The sequence below is a fragment of the Algoriphagus halophilus genome, assembly GCF_041729275.1.
Classification (GTDB): Bacteria; Bacteroidota; Bacteroidia; order Cytophagales; family Cyclobacteriaceae; genus Algoriphagus; species Algoriphagus halophilus_A.
In genome coordinates this window covers 4,446,033-4,471,250 of the sequence record NZ_CP146486.1, presented here as the reverse complement: position 1 = coordinate 4,471,250, position 25,218 = coordinate 4,446,033, and the positions used below count along the sequence as shown (strand labels likewise).

Below are 25,218 nucleotides of genomic sequence, written 5' to 3'. Positions count from 1 at the left end.
TCCTTCAATAGACTTTCTCTCCTTTATTGAGCCAGATTCCCCAGCTTCTGGAATAGGTATGTACTTTTTGCGTAGCTTTTCCTAAATGATAAAGTGGAAGCCCCTCATTCGACCAATGGATAATTCCTCCATATAGGTTGTAGACTTCTTTGAAACCATTGGCCTTCAATTTTTCGCCAATATCCTGAGACCTAGCCCCTACCGTACAATACACTAATACTGGTTTTTCTTTATCCAAATCTTTCACATTGGCTAGTTCAAATGTATCATATCCTACCCAATGGGCACCCTTTAGGTGAGAAACTTCAAATTCTTTCTTCTCTCTAGCATCTACCACTTGAAATGCTGATAGATCTTTGATTTCAGATGGTTTTAACACCGGAAATTCGGGATCATAAAAGGAGCTTAATAATGCCTTATAGGCAATGGATTGAGCATTTGCACTTAGGGATAGAAACATCACCAAAGTGAATAGGAACATTTTTGGAAGATAAAATGGTATTCGTTTCGAGGCTGTCATAATTATGAAACTTAGGAGCATCCCCAAGGGTTCATATTATGCGTAAAAATCTGACAATCTAGCCAAACCTCTTCGGTCTTTAATGACGATACGCTTGCCTTCCAAAGCAATTAAATTGTCTTTCTTGAACTCGGAAAGTAAACGAATCACAGATTCGGTGGCAGTACCTACCATACTTGCAATCTCCTCCCTGCTTAAAACCAAATCAATTTTCTGGCTTTCTCCTCCTTCCACACCATAGCAGCTTCCCAATTGAAGCAGGACAAAAGCTAATCTTTCCCTGATACTTTTCTGTGTGGCATCTGTCAGTTTTTCTTCCATGACTCCAAGCTCATGGCTGAGTGCCTTCGTGATTCTTTAAAAACGGGGTATTGCTGAATAAGGTAGTCAAAAAGCCTCTTTCGGAATGAAACATATTTTGGCATCTTCAACAATCATGGCAGAGTTGGTATAATTCTCTTCCCCAAGCAGTGCAGAATAACCTAAGAAGTCCCCTTTCTGAGATAGGTGAATGATTTGTTCTTTTCCATTGGATGCAGTTTTATAAACTTTAACTACTCCCGAATTGATACAAAAAATACCCAATGGCTTAGTTCCTTCATAATAAAGGATCTGGCCTTTCTTATGAGAAATCAGATTTTTGTTATCCGAAATGGTGCAAACGTGCACCTCAGGTAAATCGGCAAAAAGAGATAATTTTCTACTTGCACAAAGCTCACAAGGCGTATTTCCAGATTGACCACTCATAATCGGCTAATTAATTGGGTGAAATTTATAAAAAGACTGACATAAATCATAAGAAACCCCTCTATTTTGGAGGTTCTGGAATGGATTTCAATTGATGAAATTTCTTGGATATTACATCCCATTCCAAACAAATGTGGTTCAATCCATTCGATATAATCAAAAATTTAGCTTTGATTTTTTGATGATAAAGGCATGCTTGCTCCATGGTTTTTTGCGTCAATTTCACCTTTGGTGCCTTACATTCTATGAGGAGAAAGGGATCGCCACCTTTGTCCCAAACGACCAAATCAGTTCTTTTTTGAAGTTTATTATAAACCAAGCCTTTTTCCAAAGCGATGAGACCTTTGGAATAGCCCAATTGATTTATTAGAAAGTTAATCCAATGCTGTCGAACCCATTCTTCTGGAGTTAATATCAAATACTTCTTTCGGAGACTATCAAAAATCCCTAATTTCCCATCCATTTCTTGAAGCTTTGGCTCAATGGGCGGAAGATTGAGATTTGGTAATTGAACACGATCCATTCTCTGATTCATAAACAAATATGTACATAAATCCTCAGTCAAAATTAAAGTTCTTTACAAAGTTCTTCACTACCTCTATCCTTAGCGGATTGTTTGTTTTGGCTTCTTGCCAATCCCCAAAAATCCAGGCAGACGTAATTTACTTTGATGGAACGATTTATACGGTCAACTCAGAATTCGAAATAAGCGAAGCGCTTGCGATCAAAGACGGAAAATTTCTTGCCATAGGATCCAGTGACGAAATCTTAGGAGGTTATGATGCGATAGAAAAGGTGGATCTTAAAGGAAAGTCCGTTTACCCAGGATTCATAGATGCCCACACCCACTTTAATAGATATGCTGATGGGCTAAGAGTGGTGGACTTAGTGGGGGCCAAAAGTTATGAGGAACTGATCCAACGAGTAAAAAACTATGCGGAGGCCAATCCAGATGAACCCTGGATTTTAGGACAAGGTTGGGATCAAAACCTATGGGAGGGGCAAGAGTTCCCCACCCGGGAAAAACTGGACGAGCTCTTCCCAAACACGCCAGTTCTCCTAACTAGAATTGATGGACACGCTGCTTTAGTTAATCAAAAAGCATTGTCAATGGGTGGAATCACTTCTCAGACAAAAATGCTTGGGGGAAGTGTGATCTTGGAAAATGGGAAACCAACGGGAGTACTAATAGACAATGCCATTGATTTAGTAAGTACCAAAATCCCAAAAACAACTGTGGAACAAGCCAGAAAAGCCTTACTGGCTGCTCAGGAAAATTGCTTTGCAGTTGGTCTTACCTCTGTGGTGGATGCTGGGCTAGATCGGGAAACCATTGAATTATACCAACAACTTCATCAGGATTCTGTATTGAAAATGAGGATTTATGCCATGGTCAATCCAACAGCGGAAAACATGGACTATTATTTTGATAAAGGAATCTATCAAGACGAGCATTTAACGGTAAGAAGTTTTAAAATTTATGGAGATGGGGCTTTAGGGTCTAGAGGGGCTGCTTTATTAAAACCTTATTCTGACAAACCGGATCAGACAGGATTTTTGCTAAGTACAGAGGATGATTTCAAAGATTTAGCTGCAAAAATGTATGAGCATGGATTCCAAATGAATACCCATTGCATTGGAGATTCAGCGAATAGAACCCTACTGAATATTTATGCGGATGTCTTAAAAGGAAAGAATGACTTACGCTGGAGAATTGAACATGCACAAGTAGTAAACCCTGAAGATGTATCCAAATTTGCCGAATACAGCATTATTCCGTCGGTGCAACCCACCCATGCCACTTCAGACATGTATTGGGCGGAACAACGTCTAGGTCCGGATCGAATCAAGCATGCCTATATTTTCAATGAGCTATTGGAACAAAATGGAATGATTGCACTAGGAAGTGATTTCCCTGTAGAATTCATCAATCCTCTTTATGGTTTTCATGCGGCGGTTGCCAGAAAAGATAAAAACAACTGGCCGGACGAGGGCTTTCAAATTGAAAACAAACTGACTAGAGAAGCTGCTTTAAAAGGAATGACCATTTGGCTGCCTATGCAAATTTTGAAGAAAATTTAAAGGGAAGTATTGAAGTTGGGAAATTAGCCGATTTGGTAATCATGGAAAAAGACATCATGGTCGAAGATGCTAAAAACCTGAGAGAGCTCCCCATAGATAGAACCGTCATCGGAGGAGAAGTCGTCTATCAAAACACTAAATAAGGAGCAATTTTATCAATCCATTCAGGCTTGAAAATTTTAATCGCTTTCAAGTCCTCAGTGGATTGATAGTCTCCATGTTGTTTTTTGTAAGCCAAAATAACTTTTGCTTCTGAATAGGAAATGTAAGGATGCTTGGCAAGATCTGTCTCTGTAGATTGGTTGATTTTCAGTTTTTGGGTGATCATTTCATCAAACTCAAAGTATTTCAAAAGTTCCTCGACTGTTTCCGGTTTTAACCCATAAACTTCTAATAGTTGGCCTTCATCATGAAAGCCACCAAGCTGTTCCCTATACTTGATAATTCTACTGGCAAATGCAGGACCGATCCCAGGAACGATTTGGAGCGTGGCAGAATCTGCTTGTGACAAAGGAATCTTGTTTAAATTTTGGAACTGTTGATCCTCGGCTTGTAATTTATTTTTTATAGTATCTTCTGGATTAAACACTGGATCAGGAGAGGAAACCAATTCTACTCCAGCCCTCCTTAAAGAATCTATTTTCCCCTGAAATTGAAGTTGATAGTCTTCTGCAGCCTGATCTCTTATATATCCGAATAGTGTAGGAATCAATAACAAAATGGTCAAAAAAGGAAGTAGAAATAAGAACCCTCTGGACTCTTTATTTGAAAAACCCAAATAGGATTTGAGCCAGTAAAAAATAGTGCCTTTCATATAAAAATTAGGATTGCCTGAAAGAATTGATTCTGTCTATGACGTATAATTTAAGAATATTGGCATCTTAATTCAAAATTCATGAAATTTGCAATATCTAGCTATTTGTTATTTAGATAGATTCCAAATTGGGATTTCGATAGGCAAAAAAGCCAATTACATGCCTATTGTATTTAAATTTGCGTTGTAAGACTTGTCCCTATGCAAATCAAGTTCAGAGCATTAAGTTTATCACATAAGACCGCACCCGTCCAGATTCGAGAGATTATCGCTCTCAGTGATCAGGAAATACAGCGAACATTATTGAAATTGAAGGATTTCTTCAGTTTGAATGATGTACTGATACTTTCTACCTGCAACAGAACTGAGGTGTATTACAGTCATGATCTTGACTTGAGTACAGAAATCATCAAATTGATTGGGCTTGAAAAAGGTCTTCCAGACGTAGTCAATTATTTAGAATATTTCCAGATCTACAATAATGATAGAGCAGCGATTGCTCATTTGTTCCGGGTTTCCATGGGATTGGAAGCACAGGTAGTGGGAGATATTCAGATTTCCAATCAGGTAAAAAGAGCGTATCAGGCATCTGCAGATTTAGAAATGGCAGGACCATTCCTTCATAGATTGATGCATACTGTCTTCTTTACCAACAAAAGAATTGTACAGGAAACTGGATTTAGAGAAGGTGCAGCATCTCTTTCTTACGCGGCGATTGAATTAATTGAAAGCCTGACCTCTAACACTTACCAGCCTAGAATTTTATTGATCGGAGTTGGAGAGATTGGAGAAGATGTTGCTAAAAACATGGTGTATCTTCCTAATGCTAAAGTGAAGGTCACCAATAGAACACTTTCCAAAGCAGAGGAAATTGCAGCGCCATTAGGTTTTGAAGTCATTCCTTTTGAGAATTGTTTCGAAGCCATGGAAGAGGCCGATGTGATCGTTTGTTCGATCATGAAAAACGAGCCTTTTATCACCAAGGAGCTAATCAAATCTTTCGACATTCCTAGTTACAAATTATTAGTAGATCTTTCCGTTCCTAGAAGTATAGAAACTAGTGTAGAGGATGTTCCAGGGGTGATCTTGTATAACGTGGATAATATTCGAAGTAAAACTTCAAAAGCTTTAGAAAAAAGACTTGCTGCTGTACCTCTTGTAGAAAGCATCATTGATGAAAGCATTGAAGAGTTTTACAATTGGAAAAAGAAATGATGGTTTCTCCTACCATCAATAAATTAAAGCAGACCCTCGAGCAAATCCGATTGGAGGAATTAAGCAGGTATTTGAAAAATGCAGATGAAAAAGAATATGCAGTGATTGACAAGATCACCAAAAGCATGATGCAGAAAATCCTGAAAGTACCTGTGGTTCAACTGAGAGCTGCCTGCCAACGAGATCAAGCAGAAGAAATGATCGAATTCATTTCTGATCTTTTTGATCTTGACCGGGAAAACAAAAAAGTAATTTACTAAACACATAAAGAGAAATGACCAAAGGATTGTAAAAACCTTTGGTCATTTTATATTTGAGCCCTATTCAAAATTTCTGCTCCATAACAAATGAAAGCAATCAAGTTTGTACTCGTTTTATTTATTATCACAATTTGCTCCAAGCAATCTACCTTTTCCCAAACTTGGGAGGTGTATGATGATGAGTACAGATTGCAAAAAGACTTCTTTACGATCATGTTGAACTGTTGAGTGAGACTGTCAGGATTGGTAAAAAAGACTCTGTTTTAAGTTTATTATCAGCTGACCTCACCCCTGCTGTTTCTCTACAGGGAACCGAAGTATACCAATATCTTGAACCATGGATTTTGGTAAAAGGGCCTGATGGGATAGGTGCTTTTCATGAGTACGGTCAGCAAGTACTTCCTTTAGAATACGAGGAGATTCAAACCTACTTCAACTTACTGCTAGCAAGAAAAGGGAATAAGTACTGGGTTTTTGAAAGAGGAAATGGAAAAACCACACCTTTGGGTACTTTGGATAGGGCTTTTTTACAAAGACGGGGATGCTAATTACCCAAATTGGAGACGAGTATTTTATCCCTTTGTCCAATGCCGGCCAAAAATCATTTCAGTTATTGGAAGAATCCGAAGGGGACTTCCTTCTGGCAAAAGAAGATACAGGGTATGGATTAATTAACCGGGAAGGTGATTATGTACTTGACCCCGTAATTGATGAACTGAAGCACAATAAAGGGAATTTCTATTTTGGTTTTGAGGACAATCAATTTTTATTGATCGAAGGAAATGAATTGAAAGCCAATGTTCGGTATAATTCTTATCATAGAATCACATTGGAAGATGGGTTAATGTTGGAGTACATCCATGGCAAGCTTCGTAGGGTTATGAAAGAGGGCGGAATTCTGTTGGACGCTGTAGGCATGGAAGAAGTAACAAGAATTGGCGAAGATCTCTACAACATTAGATTTAGAGATGGCAATTTAGGTTTGTTAGGCAAAGGAGGGTGGTTAGTTCGCCCGAACGCTCCCTTAGAAAAAATTCTGATGGGATCAAACGGTCTATTTCCAGCTTTGAAAGAAGGTTCTGTTGGCTTTGTCAATTCCATGGGAGAATGGGTCATTCAGCCACAATATGAAGATCTCACCCTTTTTCAGAATCTTTGGCAGGATTTAAAAAGGAGGAAAATGGGGGATCATTAAAGCCAACGGAGAAGTCTTAGGAAATTCATCTTGGGATGAAATAAAACCATTCAAAAAAGGTTTTTCAGTAGCTCGATCCAACAATCAATTTTATCTATTGAATGCTTATGGAGAGGTGGTCAATCAAGAAGCCTTTGATCAGGTACTTCGAACCAATGACGGGTATTTCATTGTAGAAAAAGCTAATAAATCAGGCATTCTGGATTCTACTGGCAAAGAATTAATCCCAATTGAATTTGATCGTGTACATCGTGCTCAAAGAGATTTAATCGTGGTTCAAAAAGAGGAAAAACCGGACTGCTCTCAGACTCAGGTGAGGTGCTTCTTCCATTGGCATTTGAAGATGTTTTAATTGATTCCGGCACTGGAAAAATATTAACTAAAAATCTTTATGAACCCGTAGTAGTCATTGAACCAGAAAGTACAGGAAGGAAAAAAAGCAAAAAGTAGTGTTCCAAAAATGCAAAAAGCCCCAATGAAAAAAATCTCATTGGGGCTTTTACTTTATTTGGAATTCTATTTATCCGATTTCCCTTTTCCAGAATCTTTTGAGTCCGTATCAGATTTTGCTATGGAGTCTCTCATGGAAGTATCAGATTTAATATTTTCCATTCGGTAATAATCCATTACCCCTAATTGTCCACTTCTGAAAGCCTCTGCTAAAGCCTTCGGAACCTCTGCCTCTGCTTCCACTACTTTCGCACGCATTTCTACGTTTTTGGCTTTCATCTCTTGCTCCAAAGCTACTGCCATAGCTCTTCTTTCTTCGGCTTTTGCCTCTGCAACTTTTAAGTCTGCCGATGCCTGATCGATTTGAAGTTTCGCCCCGATGTTGGTTCCTACGTCAATATCTGCAATATCAATGGAAAGAATTTCAAAGGCGGTTCCCGCATCGAGACCTCTCTCTAAAACAAGCTTGGAAATCTTATCGGGGTTTTCCAATACACTTTTATGATTGGAGGCAGATCCTATGGAAGTTACAATTCCTTCCCCTACCCTTGCCAAAATGGTCTCCTCTCCGGCACCACCTACCAATTGTGCAATATTGGCACGTACAGTCACTCTTGCTTTTGCAATCAATTGGATCCCATCTGCAGCCACAGCAGCTACATTTGGCGTATTGATCACTTTGGGATTCACGGAAATCTGAACAGCCTCGAAAACATCCCTTCCAGCCAAGTCAATCGCGGTTGCCTGTTTAAAAGATAGATTGATGTTGGCTTTATCCGCCGAAATCAAGGCTCTTATAACATTTGGCACATTTCCTCCAGCTAAATAATGCGTTTCCAAATCATTGGTGGTAAGCTCCAGACCGGCTTTCGTTGCAGTAATCAAAGAATTCACCACTACACTTGGTGGTACTTTTCTAATTCTCATTCCAACTAGTTCTAGTAACCCCACTCGAACGTTGGAAAACTGTGCGGTAATCCAAAGATTAACCGGTACAAAATATAGAAAGATGAAAAGTAAAATGATTCCTGCCACCGCAGCAACCAGGATAAACAATGAGCTATTTGGATCCATGTTATTTAACTAAAATTTGATTGTTTTCAATTTTCATAATGGTGATTTCTTTGCCTACTTCTATAAATCCAGACTCAGATTTCACTTCATAAACTTTCTCTTCTACCCCAAAAGATGCCTTTCCAAAAGGTTTTAAATCTGAGATCGCTTTTCCTGGCATTCCTACCTGCAATCCTTCCGTCCTTCCGTCAAAAGCACGGCCTTGGTTGGTCGTTTTGAGAGAAAACTTGTTCCATACTCCTGATCTAAAGCTGTAAACAATAGCCAGTAAATTTAAAATCACAGCAATTCCTGAGATCCACCATGCCGTCCCCGCATCAAAAGATACGAAGGCATAAATAATACCTGCAGCACTTACTATCAGCCCAAACACACCAACCACTGTGGTACCAGGAACAAAAAGGACTTCCGCAACCATCAAGATTAGGCCTATAAACAGTAAAGTGGATAAAATTAGTATAGTCATCACGCACTGAACTAGAATCCTAAAATACGAGAATCCTGATTAGTGTAGTCAATAAACATAAAAAAACCCGGAAAATTCCGGGTTTCTCATTAATAAGCTTTGGCGAAATATACTCTACCTTCAGAAGGCTTTCCTGTCAACACACAGGTTCCTGCTTCCTCTTTCCTATTTAATGGAATACACCTAATAGTCGCCTTGGTCAATTCCTTAATTTTATCTTCGGTCTCTGGAGTTCCATCCCAATGGGCAGAAACAAATCCTCCTTTATTCTCCAAGACTTCTTTAAATTCTTCCCAAGAATTTACTTCAGTCGTTTTTTCTTCCCTGAATTTATAAGCTTTAGAATAAATAGACTCTTGAATCTCATCCAGCATCCCCCGATTTTTTCAGCTATAGGTTGGGATGCCAATTCAAATTGAGATTTGGTCAGATTATCCCTACGGGCAATTTCAATCGTTCCGTTTTCCAAATCTCTAGGTCCAATGGCTATTCTTAAAGGAACCCCTTTTAATTCGTATTCGGCAAATTTAAAGCCTGGCTTATGCGTATCTCTATGATCATACTTCACGGAAATCCCTGATTTTCTCAACTCAGCCATGATTTCATTGGCCTTTTCTGAAATCGCTTCGAATTCCTCGTCTTTTCTATATATAGGAACAATCACTACCTGGATTGGAGCCAATTTTGGAGGCAACACCAATCCATTGTCATCAGAATGCGCCATAATCAATGCTCCCATTAATCGAGTACTTACCCCCCATGAAGTACCCCACACATAATCCAATCCACCTTCTTTGGTAGCAAATTTCACATCAAAAGCTTTCGCAAAGTTTTGTCCCAGGAAATGGGAGGTTCCTGCCTGCAATGCCTTTCCATCCTGCATCATCGCTTCAATACAAAGCGTATCATCTGCACCAGCAAATCGTTCATTCGCAGATTTTCTACCTCTCACCACTGGTAGTGCCATAAATTCCTCTGCGAACTGTGCATATACATTCATCATCTGCATGGTTTCTGCTTTTGCTTCTTCCGCAGTGGCATGTGCAGTATGTCCTTCCTGCCATAAAAACTCTGCTGTCCTCAAGAATAGCCTGGTTCTCATTTCCCATCTTACCACATTGGCCCACTGATTCACTAACAGAGGTAAATCACGGTAAGACTGAATCCAATTTTTATAGGTACTCCAAATCACGGTTTCAGAAGTAGGTCTAACGATCAGTTCTTCTTCCAACTTCGCTTCTGGATCCACAATCACCCCACTACCATCTTCCGCATTCTTTAATCTATAGTGTGTTACGACAGCGCATTCCTTGGCAAAACCTTCTACGTGGCTGGCTTCTTTACTTAAATAAGATTTCGGAATAAATAATGGGAAATAGGCATTGGTATGTCCAGTTTCTTTGAACATTCGATCCAATTCAGCCTGCATTTTTTCCCAAATAGAATAGCCATAAGGTTTGATTACCATACAGCCCCTTACTGCAGAATTCTCTGCCAAGTCAGCTTTTTTAACTAATTCGTTGTACCAAAGTGAATAATCTTCACTTCTCTTAGGTAGTCCTTTACTCATTATAATTGATTCAGATACTTTTTGTCCTTAATTTTGCTAAATTGAGCATGGCAAATATAAAGTAAAAAGTATAACCCTTCACTTTTAAGACCGTATAAGAAAGTAACAATCTAACTTCGACCATGAAGAAAATTTCATTATTAACATCATCTGTAATTCTGGGAGCCTTTGCGATCAGTGCTTGTAGTACAAATAGACTAGCTAGTACTGGAGGGGAACAGGATAATTTGTATTTCATGGCTTCAGACGCAAGAATTGCGACTGAATTTGCTGTGCAGAACAATAATCCTGAGTCTTTCGAAAGTTTAGGTTCTCTAAATACCGAAACCTATCAAGGTGAAAATTTCAGTACTCGAAACGTAAACCCTGAGTATATCGCGAGATATTCTGCTACAGAGGATACTGCATCCAATGACATGGTTTATTTTGACGAAGGAATTGCTTCCGCCGGAGAAGGTGACATTAATGCCTACGATGATTATAGAGTAAATAATTCAAATACCTCATCCTTCGGATCAGGTTTCAATCCATCTATTTCCTTTAGCCTTGGCTACATGGGAGGTTTTAGTCCCTGGGGAATGGGATTCTACGATCCATTCTACATGCCGGGAATGTTTCCATCCTATGGATTCAGACCAGGATTTAGTTTAGGTTTTGGAATCGGATTTGGTTTTGGCTCCATGTGGGGCTGGGGTCCTAGTTTAGGTCTTGGTTGGGGTTATCCAGGATTTGGTTATCCGATGTATGGATTTGGTTATCCAGTTTATGGATATCCAGGATATGGTTTCCCAGGATATGGTTACAATAGACCTATTTACATCTTACCTGGTGGTGAATACGGGGATAGAAGAGTAGTGAGAGGTTCTAGAGGAACCAGAGGAGCTGGTTTAGCAACTGCTAATTCAAGATCCAGAAGCTCTGCAATTCTTCCTAGCACATCAAGAGCACAAGCAAGAAGAGATGCAATCAATTCTCCTACCAATAGAAGTTTAGTTTCAGGAAATAGCACCAGATCTGCTTCCAGACAATTTAGCAGCTCTAAAAATGATTACTATACCAATGGTAGAACAAGAGTAGGAACTACTAGAAATGTAAGTTCTCCAGCGGTTACCAGAAGTGCTACAAGATCTAGAAGTGCAATGCCTTCAGCTAGACCAAGCTATTCTGGAACTAACTCTAGATCTTCTAATCCTTATTATAACAGCCCAAGTAGAAATTCAAGAACATACAGAAGCACTAGTCCTTCTTATAATAGATCAGCTAGTCCTTCCTACAATAGAAGCAATATTCCTGCAGGCAGAACTCCTTCTTATGGAACCTCTCCTTCAAGAATGTCTTCACCATCTAGAAATACAAATACTAGAACTTTTAGCACTCCAAGCAGAAGTTCAGGTAGCGGAATTAGTACTGGAGGTTCGAGAAGCAGCGGAGGCAGTGTCTCCCGTGGATCATCATCCAGAGGAGGAAGGGGAAATTAATTCCCCTCTTTTTTTGACCAAAATGTCACAATTTATTACCCCATCCGTTATCTATAAAACAAATTATTGATTCAATGAGGCTAACTCCCTTTATTTTCTTTGTCGTATTATTTTCATCCAATTTAGCATTAGGGCAAAGTGGATATTATGAAGATGCATATAGATTCAGCCACGTTAAACCAGCAGGTTCATCCAGAGTAATGGCTATTGGAGGAACACAATGGTCTCTTGGTGGAGATGTGTCCAATATTGCCGGAAACCCTGCAGGGTTAGGCTTTTTAGAACCTCTGAAGCTAGTATTTCTTTAGGATACTCGGATTGGAAAGTCAATTCCAATTATTTAAATCAACAAAAATCCTTTAACACCACGAATTTCAATCTTCCGAACCTAAGTTATGTAATGGCCAATCCAAAAGAAGGCTTAAGTCGAGGAGCATTTAAAGGTGGGGCATTCGGTATCAGCATTCAAAGAATCGCCAATTTCAATACAGAGTATGGATTCTTTTCAGATGAATTGGGAAATACTTCTATCATTGATTTTTACTTACAGGATGCAAATGGAATCCGTGAAAGTCAAATTGAATCCTTTGGATTGACAGGATTGGCATATTCTACCTATCAAATCAATCCTGTGTTTTTTGATGAGGATGGAAATGTAATTAATGACCCTAGTACCTATGATTCTTTTGTAACTGGCTTTCCTTTTCAAGATGAGAACATCAGACAAGAAGGAAGCTCCAACCAAATATCCTTCAGCTATGGAGCTAATTTTAACCATAAGGTATTTGTGGGCGGTTCTCTAGGAATAAGGAACTTGAATTTTACCTCCATTAAAACTTACAATGAAGAATTCCCTGATGGGCCATTAATTAACTCCTCACTTACGGAAAGACTTTTTATCAACGGTTCTGGAATTAACCTAAACCTTGGGTTGATTTACAAACCCATTGATTACTTGAACTTAGGATTTACCTTCCAAACACCTACTTGGTATGCCTTGAATGAGGAATATGAGGCGAGTATGTACGCCAACTATGACAACTACGAATATGAGCCTGAAGACATTGTCTTGGGAGAAGTAGATGCATTGTCAGATTATATTTTAGGATCCTACAACCTAAACACCCCTTTAAAGATCGGTGCAGGAGCTACTTTCTTCTTAGGAAAGAACGGGTTTATTTCTGCAGATGTGGACTTTGTAGATTACAGCAACGCTACCATTAAAAGTAGAGATTTTGATGAAGGACCTGACAACCAAGTAATCAGAACGCTTTATACCAGCACTTTAAACTATAGACTGGGAGCTGAAGTCCGATTGGATGTCTTAAGATTAAGAGGTGGATATGCTTATTATGGAGACCCAATTGCTAATTCGGACTTTGACCGTAGTACCAATCAAATCAGCGGCGGTGTTGGTGCCAAATTCAATAAGTTTAGCATTGACATGGCTTTGATTAGCCAAAAGTCTAATGGATTGTATTCCAGCTATCAGGTATTAGATGGACAAAACAATAACATTGGACCGGTAACCGAACTTGAAAACAGAATCTTTACAGGAATGCTAACACTAGGATTTAGTTTTTAATAAGCTGATCAATTCAGACATTAGAAGCTCAGCGGAAAACTCTTCTCCGCTGAGCTTTATTTTTGCCTGGTTATAAAAATATTCCCGGTCGGTGAGTAAGCTTTTTAGCTTCATTACAATTTCTTCCCTGTCTAAATCCTGAAACATAGGTCTGTTTTGGATTTTGGATACTCCTAACCTGTTTGAAATCTCCCCTATCGGTACATCTAAGTATACAGAAACTGCATGTTCATTGATCAGCTCCATGTTGTCATTGAAGCAAGGGCATCCACCTCCAGAAGCTAATACGTAGGATTCTTGGGCCTCCAATATTTTTTTCAATGATTCCGTTTCCCATTCCCTAAACTGCCCCTCTCCGTAAGATTTGAAAATTTCGGGGATTTTCATTTTATAATTTGCTTCAATCAATGAATCCAAATCATAGTATGGAAAATCCAATACTGATGCAAGTTGCCTTCCAAAGGTGCTTTTCCCTGAACCAGGCAATCCTACCAAAACAACTTTAAGCTCTTTTGTCATTTTACATAAAGATCAATTACCTCTTCTGCAGAAGGGGTATTGTTGTGATGATATTTACCTAATACTTCTCCATCTTTTAATACCATGATTCCGGGATTCGAACGAATAATTGTTTTCACAACAGTAGCATCTGCTTGAAGACCAGTGATACCCCATCCTCTTTCATTTATCAAAGAATTTATCTCTTCCTCCGTGGCTGCGGCTACAAAGACCACTTCTAAAGGAGAGCCATATAAACTTTGTACCAACTCATCGATCTCCTCCAAATTCGAATCATCCATTTTGGACATGCTACTCACTAAAACCACCACTTTGTTGCCGGTAAACATTTCAGAAGAATAATCCCCATTTTCATTCCAAACAGCAAAATCAGAGATTTTAGGAAGACTTTCAGGGTTCTTCAAGTTCATCTCCACAAACTCGTAGCTATCATCTGAAGGATATTGATCCATCACTACAGTTTGGCCATCTTTCTTCATCACATAGGAATACAACAAAGGAGCTGAAGGCTCCATCGCCTTCGGAATATTTACACCTACTTTATAGGCTCGAAAATCTATAAATGGAAGGTTCCTAATGGCTAGAATGGAAAGAATCAAAGAGGAAACAACGACTACTACCACTGTTACATTTGCCCATTTGGCTGAGCTTTTAGGCAAGTCTGCTTGAAATATGAATAATATAATAATCAAGACCAACAGGATAATATCCTTGTAGAATGATTCCCAAGGTGTCAATTTGATAGCATCCCCAAAACATCCACAATCAGTGACCTTATTGAAATAAGCTGAATAAAAAGTGAGAAATGTAAAAAACAAGATCATGAGACCCAATGCCCAAACTGTATACTTACTTTTCACCCCCAAAATCAACATCACTCCCAAGGCCACCTCTAACACCACTAAAAACACTCCTATTTCAAGAGCAAATGGTTCAAATACGGCAAAAAAGCCCGCAATATCATTTGAAAAAACATCAAAATATTCTTCCAGTTTAATGGAGGTACCCACTGGGTCATTCACTTTTATTAATCCTGAAAAATAAAAAGCCCTCCTACTAACAGACGAAGAACCCAAAGAAAGCCATCTTTAATCATGGTGATATCCTAGTTTAATCAAACAAAATACTGAGTAATTTATCATATCCTGGTAATTCGCTTCTATTCCTTCAGAAACTAAAGTTTGGCCCTCGTTGTCTTCAATTTGTTTAACACGCAAAAGCTTCATTAATACAATATCAGTCATGGAACTGACTCTCATTTCTCGCCAAGCCTCTCCATAATCATGGTTTTTGTTTTCCAACAAACCTTTGGTCTCACTGACCCACTTATCATAAACCGGTTCCAGATCCTCAAAAGGTATTTCCATGCGCTGGTCTTCAGAAAAACTGATTTGAAGCAAAGCGATGAGGCAATAGTTGATAATCCCCACAAACTCATCCACGATAGGATCATTTACTTTTTGACTCCCTTTCTCTTGAATGGAACGAATTCGCTGGGCTTTGATGAAAATTTGATCGGTGATAGAAGAAAGTCTTAAGATCCTCCAAGCCGTCCCATAATCAATGGTTTTCTTACGAAATAATTCTTTACAACGGCTGATAACTTGTGTATATTCGTTGCTAGTTAGCGTCTCCAAATTTTATTCTAGTTTAATGTTTCCTGTTACGGGAGTTTCTTCATTCGAAGATAGCGTATTTCCCCAAAAATATACATTTCAATTTAACGGACGGCTCCAAGTTTGGAATAGTCCAAAAATTATGGGTATATTAAATGTAACCCCTGATTCATTTTTTGGAAAAAGCAGAGCCAATTTTAGTTCAAATGACTTTGCTGGACAAGTTGAAAAACTGATTTCTGAAGGAGCTGACATTTTAGACATTGGCGGTTATAGTACAAGACCTGGGGCAGCAGAAGTTTCTGAGGAGGAAGAAATTAACAGGGTGGTACCTGCGGTAGAATGGATCTCTAAGAATTTTCCAGAAACCTTACTTTCCGTAGATACTTTTCGTGCAAATGTTGCCTATCAGGCAATCGGTTCTGGAGCCCATATCGTAAATGATATTTCATCAGGGGATTTGGACCCCGAAATGATACCGACGGTAGGAAAGTTAAAAGTTCCTTATATCGCGATGCATATGCGTGGAAATCCAGCGAATATGCATGAACTAACAAATTATTCTGATATTTTAGCGGAAATATTGAATTATTTCGCTGAAAAACAGGAACAATTTAAAAAGTTTGGCATTAAAGATGTAATAATTGATCCTGGCTTTGGATTTGCAAAAACGATTGAACAGAATTATTTTTGCTGAAAAATTTAAAGCAATTTCAACGTTTATCATGTCCTATTTTGGTAGGAATCTCTCGTAAGTCAATGATTTACAAAACCCTTGGAATTAATGCGGATGATGCATTAAATGGGACTACTGCTTTAAATATGTTTGCGCTTTGTCAAGGCGCAAACTTACTTAGAGTACATGACGTTAAAGAAGCAAAAGAAACATTAAAATTATACCACACACTTTACCCTTGACATTTTTATTTAAAATAGGATTTTTAGACATCTCTATCGTCAATATGATAGATATTGCGCTGGTAGCTGCACTATTATATCAGGTTTATAAATTATTGAAGGGTAGTGTGGCCATCAAAATATTTTTAGGCTTCCTATCCATTTACTTGATTTATCTATTGGTGAGAGCTTTGAGAATGGAGCTTCTTTCCGCCATTTTAGGTCAATTTATGGGAGTCGGTGTGATTGCAGCCATTATCATTTTCGCACCCGAAATCAGAAAATTCCTCCTGCTCATCGGCAGATCTTCTTTTCTCTCTGATGATAATATGTGGAAAGACCTCCTGTTCTTCTGGAGAAAACGAGAAAACTCAGTATTCAATATCAGCCCAATCATAGACGCTTCCAAAACCCTGGCCGGAAGTAATACCGGGGCATTGATGGTTATTTCAAAAAGCACTGAATTAAAATTCTATGCAGAAAGTGGGGATATATTGGATGCAGACCTTTCTAAACGCTTATTGATTTCTATTTTCAATAAATACAGTCCTCTTCATGATGGGGCAGTGATCATTTACAATGGTAAAATCAAAGCTGCTCGTTGTATTCTTCCAGTTACGGAAAGAGAAGTACCCGCTCAATTTGGATTAAGGCATAGAGCTGGTATAGGTATGTCCGAAGCAACAGACACTTTAATCCTGATCGTTTCTGAAGAAACTGGGCAATTATCCATGGCAAAAAATGGAAAAATTCTTCATAACATGTCTTTTCAAGAAGTCCGGGAAACCATCAACGACTACCTGAACAATGAGGATGTGGATGCTAGATTTGAAGATATTGAAGAATATGAATTGAAAAAAGACGAAAAATGGCCATGACCAGTAAGTCATCTTAAACCAAGGCAAGCGGAACAGTTTGCCTTTTCTTTTGGAAAACATACTGCAAAATACCAGCTAACGCTATTTTTGAAAGGTTGCTTGCCTGCTGGTTCGCGGGTCCAATCAAGAGAATTCAACATTGAATTTGCCTTTTATAAACTCTTATTGCCCCAGAAAAATTTATTCTGGGATTTTTCGTTAGAAAATTAAAGATTACTTTGTCCAAAAGCAGATTAAACGCCGTGCTAATACCACGGATAAAGACTAGCATTAGATTGGTTTAATCTTTGCTTCGATCTATTACTCGTCACCAAGAAAAAGTTAAAAAGCAATCAAGTTTACTTCACCTATGAAAAAACCGTCTTTCATTCACCTAGCCTTTTTTTCATACTTTTTTCGGCAGGTGCACTGGCAACGCAAGGCTATATGCCAGAGTTGAAACAGCAATTAAAAGACACCTATACTACTCTTACCACGATAGCCGCCCCGAAGGAAGAAAAGCCTGAAATGCCGGAAGCCATCGAGGTTGAATTGCCCGAACTTAGAGTAGTCCCTCCTGTTCCCAAGGAGGTTACCAAAGAATATGACAAACACCTGTTTGCAGCGGAGCATAATGGGTTTGGGTTAATTGAGGATGAAGATCATTTCAATAAACTTATTGAGGAAGAAAAACTAGTGCTGATCGATAAGGGAACTGGGTATGAGGTAATGAAATTAACGCATAGCCATCCTTACATAACCCCTTATTCTAAAGCAGTTTTAGAGGAAATTGGAGTGGCATTTCAAACCATTATGGAATCTGATAGCTATTTTACCCTTACCTCTGTTACCCGAACTCCCAAACAGCAAAAAAGCTTGAGAAGAAGAAACAGTAATGCAACCAATGGAAACAGCTCGCATTCCTATGGCGCATCATTTGATATTTCCTACATCCGATTCAATGGTAAGAAAAACTGGAGTAGAAAATCACAGAAAAAACTGGAACAGGTTTTAGAGGAATTTCAGAAAGCTGGAAAAATCTTTTACCTCAAAGAGAGAAAACAGCGATGCTACCATGTGACCGTAAGGTAATATCTTGTCAAGTATCCTATTTCAAAAAAGTAAGCCGGGAATCTTTCTTAGAAACCCGGCTTTTTATTGATACAGTACTCTTCAAAAGAGTCCAGAAAGTAAGCTTTGCTTACTTGATCACTCCCAATTCTTTTCCTACCTCCGTAAAGGCCGCAATTGCTTGATCCAAATGTTGCTTTTCATGACCTGCAGAAATCTGGACACGAATTCTAGCTTGCCCTTTAGGTACTACAGGATAATAGAAACCTATTACATAGATACCCTTTTCAGAAGTTTTTCAGCCATTTTTTGGGAAAGTACTGCATCATATAACATGACTGGTACGATTGGATGGGTACCCGGCTTAATATCGAATCCAGCAGTAGTCATTTTCTCACGGAAATAGGTGGTATTTTCTTCCAACTTATCTCTAAGCGCGGTCGTTTCGGTCAGCAAATCAAAGACTGCTATGGAAGCCCCGGTAATGGATGGAGCTAAGGTATTGGAAAACAAATATGGTCTGGATCTTTGTCTTAACAACTCAATAATCTCTTTTCTTCCAGAAGTAAATCCTCCAGATGCACCACCCAAGGCTTTACCTAAAGTCCCTGTAATGATGTCAATTTTGCCCATGACATGGCATTGCTCATGCACTCCTCTTCCGGTTTTTCCCATAAAACCTGTAGAATGACATTCATCAGACATCACCAAGGCTTCGTATTTTTCTGCCAAGGCAACTATCTTATCCAGTTGCGCGATGGTACCATCCATGGAGAATACTCCATCCGTCACAATTATTTTTTGCTTTGCTCCCTTCGCATCAGCATCCTTCAATTGAGCTTCAAGATCCTCCATGTCATTATGCTGATACCTAAATCTCATCGCCTTACATAATCTGACCCCATCTATGATGGAAGCGTGATTTAGGGCATCCGAAATAATGGCATCCTCTGGACCTAAAATAGGTTCGAATACCCCTCCATTTGCATCAAAAGCAGCCGCGTACAAAATGGTGTCTTCTGTACCCAAAAACTCGGAAATCTTCCTTTCCAATTCTTTATGAATGTCTTGGGTTCCACAAATAAATCGTACCGACGACATCCCGAAACCATGGGTATCGATCGCATCCTTGGCAGCTTCAATCACCTTGGGATGAGAAGAAAGCCCTAAATAATTATTGGCACAAAAATTCAATACTTTCTGTCCACCTGCTATCGTGATTTCTGCAGATTGTGGAGAGGTGATTATTCTTCCTTTTTAAATAGTCCAGCTTCCTCGATACCTTTTAGTTCTTCAACCAATTTGGGTTTTAATCTGTCGTACATTTGTAGTTATGAATTAATAGTTCAAATACTTTCTTTAGCCATCAATCAAAAAGTCCTGCAAGACTTTAGATTTTTCTTACTTTTGCCATCGCATTCCCAAATATAAACAAAAACCTAAAGCAGGGCTTTGGGTGATTTTTGAAAGAATTTAAAATGGAAAAAATCCTTGTAATCGGAGCTGCAGGACAACTTGGTTCCGAACTGACAAAATCTCTAAGCGACATGTATGGTGGTGAGCAAGTTATCGCCACGGACTTAAATGAAGCAGCAAAATCCAAGTTCGATTATTGCCGGTTTGAAGTGCTTGATATCATGGATCAGGAAGCTGCCAAAGATTTGATTAAAAAGGAGAATGTAAAGCAGATTTATCACCTAGCAGCAGTACTTTCCGCTACAGGGGAGAAAAAACCATTGTTTGCCTGGGATTTAAATATGGACAGCCTGCTTTTTGTGTTGGAAATGGCTCGAGAATTTAAACTGGAAAAAGTTTATTGGCCTTCTTCCATAGCAGTATTCGGTCCAAACACTCCCAAAATCAATACCCCACAGTATTGTGTAAAAGAACCCAATACCGTATATGGGATCTCTAAGCAGGCGGGCGAAAGATGGTGCGAGTATTATTTCCAAAAATACCATGTGGACGTAAGAAGCCTGAGATACCCAGGGTTGATTGGATACAAATCTTTACCGGGAGGTGGAACTACTGACTATGCAGTAGATATTTATCATAAAGCTATTGCAGGCGAAAAATTCAATTGCTTCCTGAGAGAAGACAGTTACCTTCCCATGATGTATATGCCTGATGCCATCAAAGCCACCTTGGACCTTATGCATGCCCCTTCTGAATCAGTTAAAATAAGGTCCAGCTATAACCTTTCTTCGATCAGCTTTGCTCCAAAAGACATCTACCAAAGTATTTTGAAGCATTATCCTAACTTTGAAATTGAATACAATCCAGATTTCAGACAAGCAATTGCCGATTCCTGGCCGGATAGCATCGATGACAGCCCAGCCCAAAACGACTGGGGTTGGAAACCTGACTATGACCTGGACAAGATGACCAAAGACATTTTGGAAAACCTTCCAAATTTTTCTTTTTAAGAAACTCAAAAGACTTGAAACATTCCTTTCAAGTCTTTTTTTTGGTCTATTTTGATATGAGTGTGGACTTGATTTTTGAAGTAGTTTTAAAATAACTATTTTTCGAATCAGTATTAAACCCATGTCAAACAATCGCATCATATTACTTCTTACTACAGCGGTCATCCTGACTGTAATGGGATTTCTTCTCTTTGGAAAAACCCAGGAAGTAGACTTTAGTACCCAAATCAAACCCATCTTGAACAAACACTGCATATCCTGCCATGGTGGGGTAAAAAAAGTGGTGGATTTAGTGTATTGTTTGAAAATGAGGCATTAGCAGTTACAGAATCTGGTCATCCTGCGATCATTCCTGGAGACCCAAACAACAGTGAATTAATTAAAAGACTGACGGAATCTGATCCTGAGCTTAGGATGCCCTATGAAAAAGCACCTCTTTCCCAAGAAGAAATTGATTTGCTTAAATCTTGGATTAAACAGGGTGCAAAATGGGGAAAACATTGGGCCTATGAACCGGTGCAGGAGCCTGCTGCCCAAGAAATCAAACTGGAAGCTGGCATCGGTTCGGAAAACACCATTTCAAATTCCAATCCAATCGACTTTTTTGTAGAGGAAAAGCTGGAAGAATTGAATTTGGAATTTTCTCAAGAAGAAAACCCCAACAAACTTTTAAGGAGGGTTTCCTTAGACATTACTGGCCTGCCTCCTTCCGATTCGTTGGTGGCACTTTATGAGAAAGAGAAGATTTCCTATGAGGAAGCAGTCGATTATTTATTGGAGCAACCTACATATGGAGAAAATTGGGCAAGCTGGTGGCTGGATTTGGCAAGATATGCGGATACCAAAGGATATGAGCGGGATGTATCAAGAACCCTTTGGCCTTTCCGGGACTATGTAATCAATTCGTTCAACAAGGATAAACCTTTCGATGAGTTTACCATTGAGCAATTGGCAGGTGATCTATTGCCTAACCCAACCACTGAGCAATTAACAGCTACTGCCTTCCACCGAAACACCATGAATAATGATGAAGGTGGAACGCAAGATGAGGAATTTCGGGTTTCGGCCGTGTTGGATCGACTAAATACCACCTATGAAGTATGGCAGAGTACCACCATGGCCTGTGTACAATGTCATAGCCATCCTTACGATCCTATCAGGCAGGAGGAGTTTTATGAATCTGCCGCTTTTTTCAATAATACCCGTGATGAAGACACCCATGACGAAGAGCCGAAACTCCGGTTTTATTCGGATGAGGAAAAAATGGATGTAGCGAATATTGTGAATTGGGTACAGGATTTACAAGGAGCTGAAGAGGCAAGAAAAAGAAAGGAATTCTTAACCTTTTTGAGCCAAAATATGAGGCCCATATCGCGACGGATTTTGACAAAGCTGAATTGATCGATACCAAATGGCTGGGTATGTGGCCTGGAGGTTCTGCTTATTTGAGAAATATTGATACGCAAGGGTCAGATCAATTACTAATGAATTATCGGACAGGAATTGATGGGAGTAAAATAACCATCCAAAAAGACGGTCCTGAAGGAGAAGTTCTGAGTACCTTCACTATTAATAAAACGAATGGCGAAATCATCTCAGCATTTCCTTTCAAACCAATTTATGGTATCAATGATTTATACATTTCGGTAGTTAGCCCAAATGCCAAACCCCAGCAAAATACTTCTGCCATAGTTTGGTTTGCATTTGTCCCTACCCTTCCGGGAAAAGAAAAAGAAGGATATAAACCCATTCAAGAAACCTGGGAAGACTTACTGAAATTCAAAGGAACGAAGCTTCCGATCCTGATCGAAAATCCGGATTACATGAAGCGGGAAACCCGAGTTTTCGAACGTGGGAATTGGTTGGTTCTTGGAGACAAGGTGAATCCCAACACCCCTGATGAGTTGAATCCATGGAAAGAGGAATGGCCCAAAAACAGACTGGGATTTGCGTATTGGTTGACGGATAAGGAAAACCCATTAACCTCCAGAACATTTGTAAATCGAATTTGGGATCAACTATTTGGAAGAGGTTTGGTCAGCACCTTAGAAGACATGGGCACACAGTCTGACCCTCCTTCCCATCCTGAACTTTTGGATTACCTGGCTTGGGTCACGATGAACGAATATGACTGGAGTATGAAAAAACTCATCCGGGAAATCGTCACTTCCAGAACCTACAGGCAAAGTTCGGTGGTTTCTCCGGCTCTTTATTCGATAGATCCTCAAAACAAATGGTATGCCCGAGGGCCTAGAGTGCGTTTGAGTGCAGAGCAAATTCGCGATCAATCCTTGGCAGTAGCTGGATTACTTTCCCCTAAGATGTTTGGGCCAAGCGTGAAACCTCCTCAACCGGAAGGAATTTGGCAGACCGTTTATAACGGAGAATCCTGGACGGAAGCAGAAGGAGAAGACAGATATAGAAGAGGAATATACACCTTCATCAAAAGAACAAGCCCCTACCCTTCTTTCATCACTTTTGATGCAGGAAGTCGGGAGGTGTGTCTAAGTAGAAGAATCGTCACCAATACCCCTCTCCAAGCCTTGGTGACGCTAAACGATCCAGTCTATTTAGAAGCTGCTGCAAATTTGGGTAAAATCATGAAGGCCAAAGATTCAAACCCTTCAAAAGCAATCGCATTTGGATATGAGCAATTGATGCTAACCCCTATAAGTGATCAAAAACTAGATGCCTTGACCACTTTGTATGAAAGCTCTTATCAAGAGTTTAAAAAAGATACAGCCTCCATGCATGCTTTTATAAAATTAGAGGATGTGGAGACAACCCCTGAGCTGGCAGCCATGGCCGTAGTGGCAAACGCATTATTGAATTTGGATGAATTTCTAACCAAACCTTAACATGAAACAAGTCGAAAAGTTAGTAAACGAGCTGACCCAGCAAAAGCTGGAAAGGCAAACCAGACGACATTTTCTAATGGATTGTGTTAGTAAAATGGGAGGTTTGGCACTCGCACCTTTGATGTTTGGTTGCAACACAGATACTGCCAAACAATCTGGTGGCCTTGATTTAAGCCAGCGGGATTTAAATCCATTAGCTCCATTACCTCCTCCTTATGGAGGGAAAGCCAAATCGATTATTTATCTACATATGGCAGGAGCCCCTTCGCAATTGGAGTTATTTGACTACAAGCCTGAATTGGCAAAATACCATAACCAACCCTGCCCGGAATCCCTATTAGAAGGAAGAACATTTGCATTTATCCGCGGGGTTCCGAATTTATTGGGACCTCAAGCCAACTTTGCACAACATGGAGAATCAGGTGCATGGGTATCTGACTTCTTACCCCACTTCTCCAAAGTGGTCGATGAGGTTGCTTTCTTAAAGGCAGTCCATACCGATCAATTCAATCATGGACCTGCCCAACTTTTCATGCAGACTGGAAGCCCAAGGCTAGGTCGTCCAAGTTTAGGTAGCTGGGTAACCTATGGACTAGGTACAGAAAATCAAAACTTACCCGGTTTTGTGGTATTGACCTCAGGAGGAAAAACCCCGATGCAGGAAAAAGCGTTTGGGGAAGTGGATTCCTTCCCTCCGTTTACCAAGGTGTTCAATGTAGATCCAAGGGCGATCCAGTACTTTACCTTCAAGACCCAGACGGAATGTCCAGGGACATGAAGAAGAACTTGATTTCTGCCATCAACAAGGTCAATAAAGAGGAATTCACAAATTATGGAGACCCTGAGATTCTAGCTAGAATCAATCAGTACGAGATGGCTTACCGGATGCAGATTGAGGTACCTGAGGTAATGAACATCAATGATGAACCTGAGTACATCCATGACCTGTATGGAACCAAACCCGGTACAGAGTCTTTTGCCAACAATTGCTTGTTGGCCAGAAAACTGGTGGAAAAGGGAGTTCGTTTTGTTCAGCTTTACGATTGGGGCTGGGATACGCATGGTACTGATCACGACGGTTCCATCGATATGGGGCTTAGAAATAAGTGTAGAGAGATTGATCGTCCCATGTCTGCACTTCTACTGGATCTAAAACAAAGAGGGTTACTGGAAGATACCTTGGTGGTATGGGGTGGTGAATTTGGGAGGACTCCCATGCAGGAAAACCGTGAAGGAAAAACCCAAAGCTTTTTGGGAAGAGATCACCATGGTGATGCCTTTACCATGTGGATGGCAGGCGGCGGAATCAAGAAAGGAGCCAGTTATGGACTGACCGATGACTTTGGGTTCTCTGGGATAGGTGAACAGGTATCCGTACATGATATTCATGCGACCATTCTGCATTTAATGGGTTTTGACCACGAGCAATTTACCTACGAATTCCAAGGAAGGCCTTTCAGACTAACTGATGTAGAAGGAGAATTAATAAGAAAAATTTTAGCATAAACATGCGATTGA

Annotated in this window: 20 protein-coding genes and 7 pseudogenes; 15 read left to right on the top strand and 12 right to left on the bottom strand. The window is 39.6% G+C overall.

The features are described 5' to 3' along the window. Positions 1–4 precede the first annotated feature (4 nt). The 3 genes and pseudogenes from V8V91_RS23990 to V8V91_RS23980 form a co-directional block, all read right to left on the bottom strand. Positions 5–481 carry a rhodanese-like domain-containing protein gene (locus V8V91_RS23990; protein WP_373397585.1) on the bottom strand — a complete coding sequence of 159 codons (477 nt, stop codon included), beginning with the start codon at positions 479–481 and terminating at the stop codon, positions 5–7. 75 nt (positions 482–556) lie between these two features. Continuing rightward, positions 557–1,267 (bottom strand): annotated as a pseudogene (locus tag V8V91_RS23985) (Crp/Fnr family transcriptional regulator). A gap of 61 nt (positions 1,268–1,328) precedes the next feature. Continuing rightward, positions 1,329–1,802 carry a type I restriction enzyme HsdR N-terminal domain-containing protein gene (locus V8V91_RS23980; protein ID WP_373397583.1) on the bottom strand — a complete coding sequence of 158 codons (474 nt, stop codon included), beginning with the start codon at positions 1,800–1,802 and terminating at the stop codon, positions 1,329–1,331. A gap of 8 nt (positions 1,803–1,810) precedes the next feature. Here V8V91_RS23980 and V8V91_RS23975 point away from each other — a divergent pair. Further along, a pseudogene (locus V8V91_RS23975) lies at positions 1,811–3,492 on the top strand (amidohydrolase). Here the strand turns inward: V8V91_RS23975 and V8V91_RS23970 are convergent. After that, positions 3,477–4,163 (bottom strand): ComEA family DNA-binding protein, encoded by a 687-nt coding sequence (locus V8V91_RS23970; protein WP_373397581.1) that lies wholly within the window; start codon positions 4,161–4,163, stop codon positions 3,477–3,479. The pseudogene V8V91_RS23975 and the gene V8V91_RS23970 overlap by 16 nt on opposite strands. A 201-nt stretch (positions 4,164–4,364) precedes the next feature. Between V8V91_RS23970 and hemA the strand changes: the two are divergent. From hemA to V8V91_RS23950, 4 genes and pseudogenes are all read left to right on the top strand, one after another. After that, positions 4,365–5,638 (top strand): annotated as a pseudogene (gene hemA, locus V8V91_RS23965) (glutamyl-tRNA reductase). A gap of 224 nt (positions 5,639–5,862) precedes the next feature. Then, positions 5,863–6,186 carry a hypothetical protein gene (locus tag V8V91_RS23960; protein ID WP_373397580.1) on the top strand — a complete coding sequence of 108 codons (324 nt, stop codon included), beginning with the start codon at positions 5,863–5,865 and terminating at the stop codon, positions 6,184–6,186. Continuing rightward, positions 6,180–6,833 (top strand): WG repeat-containing protein, encoded by a 654-nt coding sequence (locus V8V91_RS23955; protein ID WP_373397579.1) that lies wholly within the window; start codon positions 6,180–6,182, stop codon positions 6,831–6,833. The genes V8V91_RS23960 and V8V91_RS23955 overlap by 7 nt, the downstream gene beginning before the upstream one ends. Before the next feature lie 97 nt (positions 6,834–6,930). Beyond that, positions 6,931–7,185 carry a WG repeat-containing protein gene (locus tag V8V91_RS23950; RefSeq protein WP_373397578.1) on the top strand — a complete coding sequence of 85 codons (255 nt, stop codon included), beginning with the start codon at positions 6,931–6,933 and terminating at the stop codon, positions 7,183–7,185. 164 nt (positions 7,186–7,349) lie between these two features. Here V8V91_RS23950 and floA read toward each other — a convergent pair whose 3' ends face one another. The 3 genes and pseudogenes from floA to proS form a co-directional block, all read right to left on the bottom strand. Further along, entirely contained in the window at positions 7,350–8,357 is a 1,008-nt protein-coding gene (gene floA / locus V8V91_RS23945; RefSeq protein WP_373397577.1) for a flotillin-like protein FloA, read from the bottom strand. Between the two features lies 1 nt (position 8,358). Next, positions 8,359–8,823 carry an NfeD family protein gene (locus tag V8V91_RS23940; RefSeq protein ID WP_373397576.1) on the bottom strand — a complete coding sequence of 155 codons (465 nt, stop codon included), beginning with the start codon at positions 8,821–8,823 and terminating at the stop codon, positions 8,359–8,361. Between the two features lie 89 nt (positions 8,824–8,912). Next, positions 8,913–10,393: pseudogene (gene proS / locus V8V91_RS23935) on the bottom strand (proline--tRNA ligase). A gap of 122 nt (positions 10,394–10,515) precedes the next feature. On the opposite strand from proS, the gene V8V91_RS23930 reads away from it, so the two are divergent. From V8V91_RS23930 to V8V91_RS23920, 3 genes are all read left to right on the top strand, one after another. Then, a complete protein-coding gene (locus tag V8V91_RS23930) occupies positions 10,516–11,871 on the top strand; it encodes a hypothetical protein (protein WP_373397575.1) in 1,356 nt (451 codons plus the stop codon). 74 nt (positions 11,872–11,945) lie between these two features. After that, entirely contained in the window at positions 11,946–12,179 is a 234-nt protein-coding gene (locus tag V8V91_RS23925; protein WP_373397574.1) for a hypothetical protein, read from the top strand. 92 nt (positions 12,180–12,271) lie between these two features. Continuing rightward, positions 12,272–13,456, top strand: a complete 1,185-nt coding sequence (locus tag V8V91_RS23920) for an OmpP1/FadL family transporter (protein ID WP_373397573.1) — start codon at positions 12,272–12,274, stop codon at positions 13,454–13,456. On the opposite strand, the gene V8V91_RS23915 is transcribed toward V8V91_RS23920, so the two are convergent. The 3 genes from V8V91_RS23915 to V8V91_RS23905 all read right to left on the bottom strand — a co-directional run bounded on the left by V8V91_RS23915 (position 13,439) and on the right by V8V91_RS23905 (position 15,612). Next, positions 13,439–13,975, bottom strand: a complete 537-nt coding sequence (locus V8V91_RS23915) for a shikimate kinase (RefSeq protein WP_373397571.1) — start codon at positions 13,973–13,975, stop codon at positions 13,439–13,441. The two genes, V8V91_RS23920 and V8V91_RS23915, sit on opposite strands and share 18 nt — an antisense overlap. Then, entirely contained in the window at positions 13,972–14,997 is a 1,026-nt protein-coding gene (locus V8V91_RS23910; RefSeq protein WP_373397570.1) for a BT_3928 family protein, read from the bottom strand. The genes V8V91_RS23915 and V8V91_RS23910 overlap by 4 nt, the downstream gene beginning before the upstream one ends. Positions 14,998–15,063: 66 nt before the next feature. Continuing rightward, a complete protein-coding gene (locus V8V91_RS23905; protein ID WP_373397569.1) occupies positions 15,064–15,612 on the bottom strand; it encodes a DUF1599 domain-containing protein in 549 nt (182 codons plus the stop codon). On the opposite strand from V8V91_RS23905, the pseudogene folP reads away from it, so the two are divergent. From folP to V8V91_RS23890, 3 genes and pseudogenes are all read left to right on the top strand, one after another. Continuing rightward, a pseudogene (gene folP, locus V8V91_RS23900) lies at positions 15,539–16,509 on the top strand (dihydropteroate synthase). The gene V8V91_RS23905 and the pseudogene folP overlap by 74 nt on opposite strands. After that, positions 16,506–17,366 carry a diadenylate cyclase CdaA gene (gene cdaA, locus V8V91_RS23895; RefSeq protein WP_373397567.1) on the top strand — a complete coding sequence of 287 codons (861 nt, stop codon included), beginning with the start codon at positions 16,506–16,508 and terminating at the stop codon, positions 17,364–17,366. Before folP ends, cdaA begins: the two are co-directional and overlap by 4 nt. Positions 17,367–17,792: 426 nt before the next feature. Further along, complete coding sequence (locus V8V91_RS23890) at positions 17,793–18,437, top strand: DUF5715 family protein (RefSeq protein WP_373397566.1); 645 nt, start codon at positions 17,793–17,795, stop codon at positions 18,435–18,437. Between the two features lie 109 nt (positions 18,438–18,546). Here V8V91_RS23890 and kbl read toward each other — a convergent pair. Then, a pseudogene (gene kbl / locus V8V91_RS23885) lies at positions 18,547–19,741 on the bottom strand (glycine C-acetyltransferase). A 153-nt stretch (positions 19,742–19,894) separates the two neighbouring features. On the opposite strand from kbl, the gene V8V91_RS23880 reads away from it, so the two are divergent. Continuing rightward, positions 19,895–20,842, top strand: a complete 948-nt coding sequence (locus V8V91_RS23880; RefSeq protein WP_373397565.1) for an NAD-dependent epimerase/dehydratase family protein — start codon at positions 19,895–19,897, stop codon at positions 20,840–20,842. Positions 20,843–20,984: 142 nt separating this feature from the next. Here the strand turns inward: V8V91_RS23880 and V8V91_RS23875 are convergent, their stop codons facing one another. Beyond that, on the bottom strand, positions 20,985–21,107 hold the full coding sequence (locus tag V8V91_RS23875) for a hypothetical protein (RefSeq protein ID WP_373397564.1): 123 nt from the start codon (positions 21,105–21,107) through the stop codon (positions 20,985–20,987). A gap of 32 nt (positions 21,108–21,139) precedes the next feature. Here V8V91_RS23875 and V8V91_RS23870 point away from each other — a divergent pair, with 32 nt between their 5' ends. The 3 genes and pseudogenes from V8V91_RS23870 to V8V91_RS23860 all read left to right on the top strand — a co-directional run bounded on the left by V8V91_RS23870 (position 21,140) and on the right by V8V91_RS23860 (position 25,206). Next, positions 21,140–22,243, top strand: a complete 1,104-nt coding sequence (locus V8V91_RS23870) for a DUF1549 domain-containing protein (protein WP_373397563.1) — start codon at positions 21,140–21,142, stop codon at positions 22,241–22,243. Further along, positions 22,240–23,700, top strand: coding sequence for a DUF1553 domain-containing protein (locus V8V91_RS23865; RefSeq protein ID WP_373397562.1), 1,461 nt, complete (start codon positions 22,240–22,242; stop codon positions 23,698–23,700). The genes V8V91_RS23870 and V8V91_RS23865 overlap by 4 nt, the downstream gene beginning before the upstream one ends. Before the next feature lies 1 nt (position 23,701). Next, a pseudogene (locus tag V8V91_RS23860) lies at positions 23,702–25,206 on the top strand (DUF1501 domain-containing protein). Positions 25,207–25,218 lie beyond the last annotated feature (12 nt).